The sequence below is a fragment of the Algoriphagus algorifonticola genome, assembly GCF_007655305.1.
GTDB lineage: Bacteria > Bacteroidota > Bacteroidia > Cytophagales > Cyclobacteriaceae > Algoriphagus > Algoriphagus algorifonticola.
This window is the reverse complement of record NZ_VLOG01000029.1, coordinates 79970-95472: the sequence shown is the minus strand read 5'-3', so window position 1 is coordinate 95472 and position 15503 is coordinate 79970. Positions and strand designations below refer to the sequence as shown.

Sequence of the window (15503 nt, the reverse complement as noted above, 5' to 3'; positions counted from 1 at the left end):
TTTATCACCCACTCAGGCCCAACAAACAGAGGCCGACACGACACAGACTCGAATCGACTCACTCAACAAGAGACGAATGTCTCCCTCGTTTTTGCTTTGGCAAAACATGAGGACCAATCCTTTATTCCCCAGTAGGAACCCTTATTTACGTCCCTCCTCTCCTTTTTTACCGAGCCCCATCATTGATCAAAATGTAGAGGTCAAAATTGACTCTACCCTGAGATATAATATTGTAGATGAACTTGACAGTACCCGTGTTGGGAATGAACAAGAGTACGATTTTGACCAATTCTCAAAAATTCAGGAATATAAAGTCAGACAAGATTATTGGAGAAGCCGTGCTAGAGGTGGAGATGGAGAAAGTGCTGTAGAAGGAAGAGGATTGATACCTCCCCTGACAGTAAGTCCTAACTTTGACCGAATTTTTGGTGGCAGTGAAATCAACATCACTCCTACAGGTTACGTCAATCTGGATTTTGGAGCCATATTCAGAAGAATAGATAACCCTACACTTCCAATCAGGCAGCAGCGTAATGGGGGATTCAATTTTGATCAACAAATTCAAATGGCTGTCAATGGCTCTTTGGGTGAAAAAATGAAAATCGCCGCAAACTTTGACTCAAACAATTCCTTTGATTTCCAAAATCAAATGAAATTAGAGTTCAACGGCTTTGAAGAAGATATCATTCAGTCCATAGAAATCGGTAACGTTTCTATGCCGGTTCAAAATAGACTAATTCAGGGAGCTCAAAATCTATTTGGTGTTAAAACCCAAATGCAATTTGGTAGGCTAAACGTCACTGCTGTGGCATCCACTCAAAGAGGACGGAGGGATAATTTGGTGATCGATGCAAATGGTCAGGGGAGATCCTTTGAAATTCAGGCTTCCCGCTATGATGAAAACCGACACTTTTTCCTTTCTCACTTTTTTAGAGATAATTATGAGCGCTGGCTGAGAGGATTGCCTCAGGTCTTATCGGGAGTGAATATTACCAGAATTGAGGTGTATATCATGAACCGGGCAGCCAATACTGAAACCCTGAGGAATTTCGCTGCTTTCATGGATCTAGGCGAAGGACGCAGGCTTTTGAACCCAAATAATCCAAACGTAGGCCCGGGAGACCCTAATGCTCCGGCAGGAAACAGAGCTAATCAGCTTTTTGAAAATATTGCAAACAACCCATCCTTTAGACCTTTTGATACAGGTTCACGAGCTATTGAAAGTTCATTGGGGCTGAGAAAAGGTGTTGACTTCGAGCAAATCAACGGAGCCAGAAGACTGGAACAATCAGAGTATTTTTTCAATCCTCAATTAGGTTATATCTCACTTTTTAGAAGACTTCAAAATGACGAAGTCTTGGCTGTTTCTTACGAATACACCTATAATGGTCAGGTATACAAAGTCGGAGAACTAACAGAAGATTACCAGAACAGGCAAGAAGATGAGTTGATTTTCCTCAAATTATTAAGACCTGCAAGAATCAATACCCGAGTTCCAACCTGGGATTTGATGATGAAAAACGTCTATAGTCTCAATGCCAGTCAAATTTTGAGAGATGGCTTCCAACTTCAGGTGATCTATAGAGATGATAGAACAGGCTTGGACAACCCTTCCCTTTTAGAAGGCCAAAATGTAAAAGATGTCCCTCTGATTCGATTGACGGGCTTAGATAATCTCAATCCACAAAATGACCCGGCTCCAGATGGAAACTTTGATTTTGTAGAAGGACTGACGATGATTTCCAGTCGGGGGCTATTGATATTCCCTAAACTGGAACCTTTCGGCTCCAATCTTGCCTCCCAATTCCTTCCGAGTGAGGCGGTTTTGAGAGAAAAGTATGTTTACGATACGCTTTACGCTACCACCCAAGCAGATGCCGAGCTAGTTACTAGACTGAATAAATATTTTATTAAAGGTAGATTGACTGCAGGTTCGGCCAGTGAAATTCAGTTACCGGGATTGAATATTTCTCCTGGATCAGTCATAGTCATGGCTGGTAATATTCCTCTAACCGAGGGAGTAGACTTTACTATTGATTACAATGTAGGTCGACTTGTTATCATCAATAATGCGATTTTAGAATCCGGAAAGCAATTAAATATCAGCTTTGAAAAGGCAGATTTGGTTTCATTCCAGACACGAAGTTTGCTCGGTACCCGTTTGGATTACCTATTTAATGACAAGTTCAATGTTGGCGGTACATTCCTTTATCTGAATGAAAGGCCTAATGTCACCAGAATAGCTACCGGTAATGAGACTCTGAGGAATAGCCTTTGGGGATTGGATGCCAATTTCTCAGATGAGTCAAGATTCTTGACCAAGCTGGCTGATGCATTGCCATTTACTGATACCAAAGAAACATCCTTGGTTCAAATCAGCGGTGAGTTTGCGCATTTGATTCCGGGTACATCCAATAGGGTCAATGGAGAACAAGCATCATATATTGACGATTTCGAAGCAGCAATCACTCCATTCAATTTGGGCGGTGCAGCGAACCAAAACTGGAAGCTAGCCTCCACTCCTGCTACTCCGGACAATAGATTTGATTTAAGTAATCAAACTGAAGATAATCTCGGAGCTGCCTACAGAAGAGCAAGAGTGGCTTGGTACAATATTGACAATATTTTCTATAGAGAAAATGGACCGGGAGTGCCTTCCAACATCACTCGGGAAGATCGCCGAAACCACTATGTTAGAAGAGTAGTTCCTCAGGAAATTTTTCCTCAACAGGATAGAGATGTGATTATCACTCCTGAGCCGCTTTTTGAAATGGCCTATTTCCCAAGTGAAAGAGGGATGTATAATTACAATCCTAACCTTACTGCTGAAGGACTTTTACCTAATCCGGAACTGAATTACGGAGGGGTAACGAGAGCTATTACCACGGAAGTGGATTTTGATAGAACCAATATAGAATATGTGGAATTCTGGCTTTTGGACCCATTTATTCAAGGTGAAAATGGACGAGTTCTGGATGGAATTTTCAATACCAATAACACCACGGGGGGAAAGTTATTCTTGAATTTGGGAGACATTTCTGAGGACATCATGAAAGATGGAAGCCATGCCTTTGAAAATGGATTGCCTGCAGATGGAGATCCTTCAGAAACCCGAATCAATGAATGGGGAAGAATTACAAGAAAACAGTTTTTGCTTCCGGCATTTGATAACTCTGAAACAGCCAGACAAAATCAGGATGTAGGATTGGATGGCTTGAAAAATGAAGATGAGGCTGCATTTTTCCAATCCAGGTTTTTGGATAGGCTGAGCGTAACTCCACAGGCTTTGAATCAAATCAGACAGGACGTTTCCGGAGATCTTTTTCAGTACTATTTGGACGAGCAGTTTGACCAAAACAATGTCAAAATTCTGGAGCGTTACAAGAAATTTAATGGTATGGAAGGAAACTCTCCAGTTACCGCCAACCAAAATTTACCTTACACCCCTTCAGGATCCAACAATCCTGACAACGAGGATTTGAATACCGATAATACCATCAACGAACTTGAAAATTATTACGAGTACGAAATAGACTTAAGACCCGGCAATCTGGAAGTAGGTCAAAATTATATTGTAGACAAAGTAACCCATACTGAGGCTGGAGAAACTGTGAATTGGTACCTCTTTAGAATTCCGGTTCGCCAGCCTGACCGCACACAGGGTGATATCACAGGATTCAAGTCTATTCGATGGATGCGTACCTATTTGACGGGATTTAGTCAGCCAGTTGTACTTCGTATGGCTAATTTTAGAATGATTGGAAGTCAATGGAGAGTATTCCAGGAATCTCTTTTTGAGAGAGGATTTTTTGAAATTCCTGAGCCAGACAATTCCAATGTCACTGTGGATGTGGTAGGGATTGAGGAAAATTCGCAGGGAAGTGATACCCAAAGCCCTTATGTACTCCCTCCAGGAATTGTCAGAGACAGAGACAATACTTCCACTGTTGAGAGAAGATTGAATGAGCAGTCTTTGAGAGTTTGCGTGGAAGATTTAGCAGCCCGAGATGCCCGTGCAGTATTTAAAAATGTCACTTTGGATTTGGTTCAGTTTGAGCGAATCAAAATGTTCTTCCATGCGGACAGTGAAGATGCTTTGGATGGTGAATTGACGGCATTCCTGAGAATTGGGACAGATTATACAGATAACTATTATGAAATAGAAGTTCCTTTGATTATTACTCCAAAGGGAACGAGAGATCCAAGGCAGATTTGGCCACTGGAAAACGAGATTGACATCGCCATTCAAGAAATTGTGGACGTAAAAATTGAGCGGGATAATATGAGAGTTCCGCTCAATCTCCCCTACTCTAAAACAGTAAGGCAATATAAAGTGACTGTGGTAGGTCGGCCTGAACTGAATCAAACCCAAGGCAGCATGATCGGGGTGAGAAATCCAGGTACCGGAGTGGGAGGAAGTAGAAGTGTTTGTATTTGGGCCAATGAATTGAGAGTAACAGGATTTACCAAATCCAATGGCTGGGCTGCCAATGCTTATATCAATGCCAAAATTGCTGACTTGGCCGTGGTTTCGGCATCCATAAGACATAATAGCATTGGCTTTGGAGGGCTGGAAACCCGTCTTTCTCAAAGAGCTAGACAGGCTACTACTCAATACGATATTTCCACCAATGTCAATGTAGACAAGCTTCTTCCAGAGCAATTGGGAGTGAGCATTCCTATGTATTTCAGTGTGGAAAATTCAACTACCCGACCTGAATATGACCCATTAAATCCTGATGTGCCATTTGAATTGGCACTGAGGAAATTTGAAACTGATGATGAACGGGATGAATACAGGCAAATTGCTTTGGATCAATTAAATCGAAAAAATATCAGTTTCAATAATGTCCGAAAACTCAAATCCAATCCTGAGGCTCCGGCACGTTTTTATGATATCAGTAATTTCTCCTTTTCCTACGCTGTAGGAATGGTATCTCAAACCAACGCACAAATACAGCAATACGATTTCAAAACGAACAGGGGAAATGTTACCTATTCTTATTCACCCAAGCCTCTGAATTTCGAGCCTTTCAAAAGCTCAGGGGCTCTCAACAAACCTTACTTATCATTGATCAAAGATTTCAATCTGAACCTTTCCCCAAGCCTGATACTTGCAAGGCTGGATGTAGATAGAAGATTCCTGAGATCACAATACAGAAATGATCAATTGAGTACCAGTGGAGTGGATCCTTTATTCCAAAAGTCATTTTTCATGAATAGGTTCTACACCTTGAATTGGGATTTGACCAAAAATCTAAGGGTGGATTATACCGGCACTGTGATGGCTGTCATCGATGAACCCCAGGGAGATTTGGACACACAGGAAAAGATAGACTCTGTCCGAACCAATTTTTGGAATTTTGGAAGAAGGACTAATTATAATCATACGGTCAATCTAAACTACACCATTCCATTCTCGAAGATACCTGCTCTAGATTGGGTGCGCTCAGATTACCGATACAATACCACTTATTCTTGGCTTACTGGAGCCATAGGCCAAAGAGATACCTTGGGAAATACTATTCAAAATACCCGTGAGCAAACTATCAACGGGAAATTGGATTTAGTACGACTTTACAACAAAAACAAAAAGCTTTCAGCGCTGAATGCTCCTGCGAGACCGAGCATACCTGGCAGAAATACTGTCAATGCTGAGGATACGATTGGAACCCCTTTTACCAATAAAATATTGAAGTTACTAATGATGGTGAAGGAAGTAACTTTCAATTATGGGGTGATTGAAGGAACCTTCCTCCCAGGTTATCTTCCCAATACAGGATTATTGGGAATGGACAGGGCCTTTACCAATCCTGGGTTAGCCTTCCTTTTTGGAAGCCAAGATCCTAGAATAAGAACAGAATTAGCCATGCGGGGAGTCATGGCTCCAAGCGCCGAGTTAACCCAACCTTTCAGACAAAATAGAGCCGTAAACATGAGATTTGGGGCTTTGGTGAGGCCTGTTCGAGATTTCACGATTACACTGAATGCTGATAAACGGGAAGTTGGGGATTACCAAGAAATATTCAGGAACTCCATGGAGAATCCAGGGGAATATTTATCCATCAGCCCTACGAGAAACATGCAGTCATATTCGGTAACTACCATTCTGCTAGGGACGAGTTTTGCCAGAGATGATGAACGAAACAACTCAGCTATTTTCAGTCAATTTGAATCCAATAGAGCCATTTTCAAATCCAGGCTGGATGCTGCCAATCCTGCTGCTGGAGAGTATGGAATTAACGGTCAGGATGTATTAGTACCATCTTTCTTGGCTGCCTATAAAGGAAAAGATCCAAATGAGTTTGATTTGAATCCATTCCCGAAAATCCCTGTCCCTAACTGGAGAGTCAATTATACCGGTTTGTCAAGACTGAAAGGCCTAAGCGATATTTTCAGCAGCATCAATATTTCCCACGGCTATGCCTCTACTTATGATGCCAGCAACTTCTCCAATTCATTGCAGTATCAGCAGGGGTTGGAGCTGTTTAATACCTTGCAACAAACCAGGCTCCCAAATGAAATCAATGACGAGGGTTTATTTATTCCTATCTATGTCCTCAACCAGGTAGTCCTTACAGAAAGGTTTTCACCATTGATTGGTGTTGATTTATTGACCAAAAACCGTTTGAATATCACTGTCAATTATAATAAAGAACGGAATTTAGGTTTGAACTTCTCCAACGCGCAAGTCACAGAGCAGCGCTCCAATGATTTTGGGATCAATATTGGCTATATCAAATCAGGAATGAAGATTCCATTTAAAATACAGGGAAGAGAAACTATCCTGAAAAATGATTTGACGCTAAGAATGGATATGAAAGTTGTGGACACGAGACAGGTGCAAAGAAAAATTGAGGAGAGCAGCACAGTCACTAATGGAAACTTGAACATTCAGATCAGACCGACGATTGGCTATGTCATTAACCAAAACCTGAATCTGACTATTTATTTTGACCGAACTATCAATGATCCACGTGTAACCACTGCATTTAAGCGAGCTTCTACAGCCTTTGGTGGACAATTACGATTTAATTTATCTCAATAGATTTTTTAAAGAAGGGAATCATCTTATTTTTGGACTCCCTTATAAAAAATTTACCGAACATGAATTTTCCTCAAGAATTAAAGTACACCAAAGATCACGAGTGGGTGAAAATAGATGGTGATGTTGCTATCATCGGAATCACAGAATTTGCACAGTCCGAGTTGGGCGATATTGTCTATGTAGAAGTTGAAACTGTAGGAGAGACAATAGAAGCAGGTGAGGTTTTTGGAACAGTAGAAGCTGTAAAAACTGTATCTGATCTATTTATGCCATTGAGTGGTGAAATCCTTGAATTCAATGAAGAACTGGAAAGCTCTCCTGAGTTGGTCAACGAATCACCTTATGAAAATGGCTGGATGGTCAAGGTGAAAATCAGTGGTGACCTGCCTTCTGATTTGATGAGCAGTGAGGAATACTCAGAATTAGTTGGGAAAAATTAATTCTCAATTTTGCGTTTAGTTTTTGCAATTTCTTGGTTGTTGATTTTGGCAATTGCCATGCTGACACCCGGAGATAAATTCCCTGAAATAGATGCTTTCGATTTTCAGGACAAATTAATCCATGTACTTTCATTTGCGATCTTAGCTTTTCTATGGGCTGGCATTAGATTTCAAAAGAAAAAACAAGGATTTCAGAAACTAAATATGCCAATTCTATTGGGTTTTGTGGTATTACCATCCTTTGCTTTTGAACTGGGGCAGTTGTTTGTTCCCAACCGATCCTTTGATGTATTTGACTTGATTGTCAATCAAATAGGGGTTTTATTGGGAATATTAGCATATTTTAAGACTCTCTCCATACAAAATCGCTTGGATTAGTGCATCATTATCCTTACAATTGTTAGACTGAATAAGAAATCATTTAACCTATATAATCAAACTCAACATGGAAGCAAAAAAGACTCCCAGTGCTGATTTAACCAAAAAGACAGGAATGTTCCTGAATTTGGGTTTGGCATTGGCTGTAGGAGCAACACTTGCTGCTTTCGAATGGAAGTCATTTGATGATGGTGCCTTGAAAGATCTAGGCATGACAGATGACAACTTTGAAGAGCTGCTCGATATTCCTATTACCGAACAACCACCTCCACCACCTCCACCACCAGTGGAGCAGCCTATCATCCAGGAAATTCCTGATGAGGTTGAAATCGAGGAAAAAATTGAGGTAAACTTTGACGTTGACGTTAAAGAGCAAACTGTAATCAAAGAAGTTGTTATTGCTGAAGCTCCAGTAGAAGAAAAAGCAGACGAAATCTTTGACGTGGTAGAAACTCAGCCTCAGCCACCGGGTGGTATGTCAGGCTGGAATCAGTATCTATCCAAAAATCTAAAATACCCAACTCAAGCAAGAAGAATGGGTATCGAAGGTACAGTTATCGTAGTGTTCGTTATTAATACTGACGGTTCAATCCAAGACGTTGAAGTTTTGAGAGGAATCGGTGGCGGTTGCGATGAGGAAGCTGTTGAGGTTGTGAAAAACGCACCTAAATGGACTCCAGGTAAGCAAAGAGGTCGTCCGGTAAGAACTCGTATGAGACTACCTATTAGATTTAAATTGAGCTAATCAATTAAAAATATCAAGAAAGCCCAGCATTGTCTGGGCTTTTTTAATGCCAATTTTTTATACCTTTTAACATAGTTAATTTCTCTTAAATCACTAAATCCCAATCTTTTAATGTGTAAATTCTTTGGTAATTCATTTTTAACCACAAATCATATTACACATGGAACTGAAAAAGAAACCAAAAGCAGACATCAGGAGATGGTCTGGAACTTTGCTGAATTTTGGATTGGCAACTAGCATAGGTCTGACTCTGGCAGCATTTGAATGGAAAAGCAACCAAAGTGGACCTATCAAAGAAATCCCCAATACCCAACAGGCTTGGGAGTTAATAGATATCCCACTTACCATACAAACACCTCCTCCTCCCCCGCCTAAAGCACCGCCTGTTCTGAAGGAGCAACCCAATGACATCGAAATTGAAGACCTCCAAATTCCCATAGATATCAATACTCAGGAAACTGATAAAATCCCTGATGTCATTTTATCTGAGGGACCGCCAATAATAGACGAGGCGGATGAAATTCGAGACTTTACAGAAGTTCAAGCCTCATTTAAAGGTGGAATGGAAGCCTGGTACAAATACCTACGAGACAATTTGAAATACCCTCCACAAGCAAGGAGAATGGGTATTGAGGGCACTGTTTTGGTGCGCTTTGTAATCAACAAGGATGGTTCTGTACAGGATGTAGAAATCATGAGATCCATAGGTGGAGGTTGTGATGAAGAGGCTATCAAAGTAATCGAGGGTTCGCCCAATTGGAATCCCGGAAAAATGGGAGGTTTACCTGTCCGCTCAAGAATGGTTATGCCAATCAAATTCAGACTGAATTAATAAAGGGGCTCCGGCCCTTTTACTTTTTCCAAAAATGATGAAAGGGCATATTCTATTTTTTATTTCCCTTATTTTCAGGATGAATACAATTAAAGACCATGAAAAACTGTCTCATCCTTCTCTTTTTTCTCTCCCTGATATCTTGTAAATCTGATAAGTATGATCTTATCATCATCAACGGTACCATTCTGGATGGAACCGGTTCAGAGTCCTTTCAAGCCGATATTGGTATTCTAGATGAACGAATTGTAGAAATTGGTGACCTGAAAAATGTAGAAGCAAAAACTATCATAGATGCCTCAGGATTGATGGTAAGTCCTGGATTTATTGATATGCATACACACTTGGAACCTATCATGGAAATGCCGGATGCCAAAAGTTTGATTATGCAGGGAGTTACGCTCGCATTAGGCGGGCCGGATGGAGGAGGGCCTTGGCCATTCGGTTCTTATCTGGATTCATTAGAGCAACTAGGGATAGGGCCAAATTTAGCCTATCTAATCGGGCATAATACCATTCGAAGAGAGGTAATGGGAAATGTCGACCAAGCCCCTACTCTTTCTCAAATGGACTCTATGAAAAACTACGTAGAGATGGCGATGAAAGAAGGCGCATTCGGAATGTCCACCGGGTTAAAATATTTACCAGGCACATTTGCTAAAGTGGATGAGATCATCAGTCTTTCCAAAGTGGCTTCTTCCTATCAGGGAATTTATACTTCACACCTTAGAGAAGAAGGATTAGGACTGATTGATGCTGTACAAGAAGCGATTTTGATTTCGAAAGAAGCTGAAATCCCTGTTGTTCTAACCCACCATAAAGCCATTGGGGTCAAAATGTGGGGGGCTAGCGTGAAAACACTGAGCTTGGTGGATTCCGCTAGAAAGGAAGGATTGGATATCATGATGGATCAGTATCCTTATGCAGCTTCCCATACCGGAATCAGTGTATTGATTCCTAGCTGGGCCTTGGAGGGAAGCGAATTTTCCAATAGAGTGCAAGACCCCATCTTAAAAGACAGTATCAAATCAGGAATCATATTCAATATCCTGAATGACCGTGGAGGGAATGATTTGAGAAGGATCCAATTTTCAAGAGTATCTTGGAGAAAAGAATTGGAGGGTAAAACTCTTCATGATTGGGCAATATTGGAAGGAATGGAGCCCACTGTGGAAAATGGAGCTGAACTGGTGGTTCAGGCCCAACTAAACGGTGGAACCGGCACCATTTACCATGCAATGGACGAAGCCGACGTAGAAAGAATCATGAAGCATCCTATGACGATGATTGGTTCGGATGGGAGGCTATCACAGCCCGGAGACGGACATCCTCATCCAAGAGCCTATGGAACCTTCCCAAGGATTTTAGGATACTATGTAAGGGAAAAAAACATTTTAGACCTCCCTACCGCAATCCATAAAATGACCGGACTTTCTGCTCAGAGACTGGGGATTCAAGAGCGGGGAATTATCAAAAAAGGCAATTTTGCAGATTTAACCATTTTCGATCCTGAAAAGATTATTGATCGCTCTACATTTACTGACCCGCATCAATATCCTACTGGAGTTCAATTTGTTTTGGTCAACGGTCGACTTATAGTAGATCAAGGTGAGTTTCAAGACATCAGACCCGGAAAAATTCTGAGAAAGAATAGGGTGGATTAATATCTCTTTCTGGGATACCGATAGATATTAATTCTTCCTTTATAATTGAGATGGAAGACAGAAGACGGCAGACAGAAGGTTGAGTGATCTTATACTTTGAGAATATATTGAACTGTATTTTCTATATATTTATATAAGAGAAGATATCGAGAATTAAACAAATCGAACTCATAAAAAAAGGGCTTTTCAGCCCTTTTTTATAAAACATTCATGGATTGTTCCTTAATTTTTTCAAGTTCATCTTTCATCAAGATGACGTATTGCTGTATGCCTGCATCATTCGCTTTGGAACCAATAGTGTTGATTTCTCTTCCTATTTCCTGACTGATAAATCCCAGTTTTTTTCCCTGATTGGATTCTTCTTTTAGGCTTTTTCTGAAATATTTGAGATGTGTATCTAATCTTACTATTTCCTCATTGATATCCAGCTTCTCGAAATAGTAGATCAACTCCTGCTCAAAACGATTTTTATCGAAATCATTTTCATCCAACCATTCTTGGAAGTGTCCGCGAATTCGCTGTTTGATTTTTTCTTTTCTCTGCCCCTCCTCTGCTTTCACTTTTTCAAGTCCTCCAGCAATAGCTTCTATATTTTCCAAAAGTTTTTGCTCAAGCACCTTGCCTTCATCAGACCTAAATTCATCACATTTTGCCAATGCCTCTTCGATCACTTTTTTCACCAATGCCCATTCAGCCTCAGTGTCACTTTCATCAGTATTGGTATTTGTGATTACAGAAGGAGCCTGTAATGCTAGTTTGAATACCTCCGCAGTATTTGCTCCCACTGTCTCAGAAAGCTCCTGAAACTTGGAATAATAAGCCTTAAAAAGCTCCTCGTTGATACTAACAGGGATATCAGAAGTATTTTTAGCTAAAAACTCAATTGAGATTCCTACTTTACCTCTTTCCAGAACGGCTTGAGTCAGATTTCGAATCTCCAATTCTTTATCTGAAAACTGACGGGGACTCCGAATAGACAAGTCTAGAAATTTTGAATTGAGAGACTTAACCTCAACGTGAATCATAAACTCCTCATTCTCCCATCCGGCATTTCCGAAGCCGGTCATAGATTTAATCATGTGTGGTGGTTTTAGAAATTATAGCCTAAAGTTACATAGAACTTTAAATCTTCAGCCTCATAATTTCTGATAGGTCGCGCTACATCCAGTTTGACATAGTAATTAAGGAGCACTGTGCGTAGTCCAGCTCCATAACTTTGCAACCATGGGTTATTAAAATTATTCAAAACTATAGTAAAAGGCGACCCCTCAGTGTTGATCACTTCAGTATTCTGATCATTTACCCGCTCCCATGGAGCAGACTGGTTCCAAGCTGAGCCTATATCATAGAACCCAACAAGCTGGAAGTTCCTGATGAAGTTGGATGTGATATTTCCTCTGGTGAGATAAGAGAAAATAGGGATTCGAAGCTCTGTGGTAAAAGTAATCACCTTATTACCCCTTATTTCATCGTAATCGTATCCTCTCAAGTCCACAAAATCTGCAAATAAAATATTTGAATTTTCCGCACCATTCGGATTTCTTACTGGCGATGCTTCGGGTCTGTTGGAAGGTGGTCGGTAGAATTCATTGAACAACCAGTTATCCATTCCTCCGACCAAATAGGTTTGAGGATTATTGCCAAAGAATGACCCTGCATATAATCTGGATGCCAATACGATATTTTTATGTATTCTTTGGTAATTCCTGATATCCAAGTAAAAATTACTGAAGCTTCTGGAGGAATTATTTAAGCCTTGATAGTGCATGAAACCAACTTTACCCTTCAGGCCAGTTTGAGAATACAAACCGATTTGCTGGGTCTTATCATAAACGAATTCCGCCTTTGCACCAGCATAATTTACATCAAAGCGATTTGCTGGTGAGTTGGAACCCAAAATCAGGGAATCGGAATTCAAATTGAAATACTGAGTCTTTGCAAGGAAAGGAGCGACGTATACTCTGGCGTTGACATTTAAAGGATAGGCAACTCCAGTCTCTACTTTGGAAAGAATATACTTTTGGAAAGTAATATCCCCTTCTGTGATGCGGATAGATCTTCTATCAAACCTTCCACGGAAATCAAGTCTACTTTTCAAATATTCATATTCGAAGTACAAATCGCCTCCAGACCTGAAGTCCAAAGCTTGAGTTACCCCACCCTGAAAAGAATGATTATCCAATAAATCGGTCATTTTTCCATGAAGGCTTATTCCAAAACCCCTTAATGGATCGACAATAAATCGGGTATTGATATTATTCGTGAAGAATTGTGGCTCCATTCTTCTAGGCCCAGTTACCCTTTTTTGAAGACTTTGCTTTCTAAAAGATTCAAGCAAATTGACTCTGTTTTCCTGGGCATTGGCTTGCTCCAAACCTTGCTGAGGACTAGGTAATGAGTCAAATCTATAATTCTCTGTATTTACCCCGTTCCCTTTCTGGAATCTTAACCTATCCAGATTAATTGAGGAAGTTGTGTTGCTGGCCACTGTGTCCATTTTCACTTCCTCCGCTGGCATAGGAACAGTTAGCGGAGCTGTTGTTCGCTGAACTCGGGTCGTATCTTCCTTAGGAGCCTCTAATAGCCGTCTCGCAGCCATTCTTTCATTCAGGCTTTTTGCCTGCTCCAACTGTACTCTCGGAGTACTCGGAGTAAAGCGATCAGTGCTACTGTAATTTTGCAAGATTAGAAAACTCTCTTTTCCATCCCGAACCGAGAATGCTATTTTATTCATTCTCGAATTGACATCGAAAGACTCTAAACTTTTATCATAACCTGAAATCTGACTTGCAACCTGATTTCCTACATTGAGTCTCATCAAGTTATTAATACCACTCAGGTCTGATAAAAATACCACTGAGTTGCTATTGACTTTTCTAGGTCTCACATTCTTACTCAAGGCATTGGTCAGTCTGCTAATTCGAATCGTGTCTCTTACTTCCAATAAAAATAGATTATAACTATCCAGGAAATCTTTCAGGTTAGTTCTTTGCTCTGCAGTGGAATCAGACTTTTCGGTGAAATTAGAAGAATAAATAATGGTAGAATCATTCAAAAACATTGGGGTCAAATCATCAAACTCATCGTTTGTCAACCTTCTTCCCTGTCCTCTGGTATTAAGTGTGTAGATATCTGTTTTTCCATTAGAAATGGCTGAAAGAACCATATTTCTTCCTGTACTATTAAAATCCAAGCTCAAAATTTGGTTGATATTTCTGAGGAAAATCTTGTCTTGGGTGCTTCCGTCAATGGAGCGCAGTCTCAATGTGGTCAACCCTCTTTTGAAAGATGCTATGGCTAGATTAGCTGAATCTCTCCAAGCTATGACCGGAGCTCGGAAGTTAGGGTCCTGATCTTCATAGACCGCCCCACCTGTAAAAAGAGTTCGCTCGAGTCCAGAGGTAACTTCTCTTACCTGAACTTTAAACTTTCCGCCATTATTGATCACATAAGCCAAGTTCAATCCATCCGGACTGAATTTAATATCATTGATGACACCTTCTATTCTCGGAGAGGTTTCAGCAATCGCTGAGTTGCTGGAAATATCCTGGAAGGTTTGGCTTACCTGCTCATTGATAGTGAGGTAATACTTTCGCCAATCTTCTTTGAATGTTTTGTAGTTCAAACCTACTGTATTGGCTATACTATTTTCCTCATTTCTGTTGATTCTGGAAAGATTGAGTATGCTGGAAATATACCTTCTTCCATAGCGTTCCGCTATATAGTTCCAAACGGATTGACCTACCAAAGCCGCCTCGATATCAGTCAATTTGAGAATTTTCGGGTTTTCTTCCTCTCTGAGATAATGTCTGATATAATCATCCATTTCCCTACTCCATCCTTTCGCTAGGTATAAAGAAATACCTTCTACGTACCATTCCGGAAAGGCATTCATCAAATTAGACTGAAATGCATCAGCTACAGATGCACCATACAACATTTCCTGGATGATAACTTTGGAAGTGGCGTATATCAGGTCTTCTTTAAAAAGATCCACTTCGCCTTTGTATGCTACTTCTGCAATTAACCTACTGAAATTAGTTTGCCCCTCTTCGCTAAACTCCTGCTTATTCAAATTAAGGTTGCTTTGAAGCAGCTCTTCAGGAGTATTGTAAATGTAAATTTTAGGCTTGGTGTAGGCTACATAGCCGATCATTTGAGTGAGTCTCTGGAACTCTGACTCCAAATATTCAATAGCCATTTTGGCATTGGCGCCTCCACGATCGTAATAATAAACCTCAAAATTATTGGAGGAATAAAAGTACCATTCGAATTCCTTATGCTGCACTCGGTTTTTCCCGAAGCGCTCTTGATCAAATTGTGCTAAAGCCATTCCGGCGCTTAGCCAGAGGCCTAAAAAAAGAATTAATCGCGTCAACTTTATTTGCATTCTATA

8 protein-coding genes are annotated in these 15503 nt (G+C 40.5%); 6 read left to right on the top strand and 2 right to left on the bottom strand.

The features are described from left to right. Positions 1–106: 106 nt before the first annotated feature. From sov to FL972_RS06480, 6 genes are all read left to right on the top strand, one after another. Positions 107–7048 (top strand): T9SS outer membrane translocon Sov/SprA, encoded by a 6942-nt coding sequence (gene sov / locus FL972_RS06505; RefSeq protein WP_250161298.1) that lies wholly within the window; start codon positions 107–109, stop codon positions 7046–7048. A gap of 59 nt (positions 7049–7107) precedes the next feature. Then, positions 7108–7488, top strand: a complete 381-nt coding sequence (gcvH, locus tag FL972_RS06500) for a glycine cleavage system protein GcvH (RefSeq protein WP_091649561.1) — start codon at positions 7108–7110, stop codon at positions 7486–7488. 9 nt (positions 7489–7497) lie between these two features. Beyond that, positions 7498–7866, top strand: coding sequence for a VanZ family protein (locus FL972_RS06495; protein WP_144604244.1), 369 nt, complete (start codon positions 7498–7500; stop codon positions 7864–7866). 67 nt (positions 7867–7933) lie between these two features. Continuing rightward, complete coding sequence (locus tag FL972_RS06490; RefSeq protein ID WP_091649556.1) at positions 7934–8611, top strand: energy transducer TonB; 678 nt, start codon at positions 7934–7936, stop codon at positions 8609–8611. 160 nt (positions 8612–8771) lie between these two features. After that, on the top strand, positions 8772–9443 hold the full coding sequence (locus FL972_RS06485; protein WP_144604243.1) for an energy transducer TonB: 672 nt from the start codon (positions 8772–8774) through the stop codon (positions 9441–9443). 98 nt (positions 9444–9541) lie between these two features. Continuing rightward, on the top strand, positions 9542–11107 hold the full coding sequence (locus FL972_RS06480; RefSeq protein ID WP_144604242.1) for an N-acyl-D-amino-acid deacylase family protein: 1566 nt from the start codon (positions 9542–9544) through the stop codon (positions 11105–11107). 197 nt (positions 11108–11304) lie between these two features. Here FL972_RS06480 and FL972_RS06475 read toward each other — a convergent pair whose 3' ends face one another. Next, positions 11305–12186, bottom strand: a complete 882-nt coding sequence (locus FL972_RS06475) for a YicC/YloC family endoribonuclease (RefSeq protein WP_144604241.1) — start codon at positions 12184–12186, stop codon at positions 11305–11307. Between the two features lie 11 nt (positions 12187–12197). Then, a complete protein-coding gene (locus FL972_RS06470; protein WP_144604240.1) occupies positions 12198–15497 on the bottom strand; it encodes a biopolymer transporter Tol in 3300 nt (1099 codons plus the stop codon). Between the last annotated feature and the right edge of the window lie 6 nt (positions 15498–15503).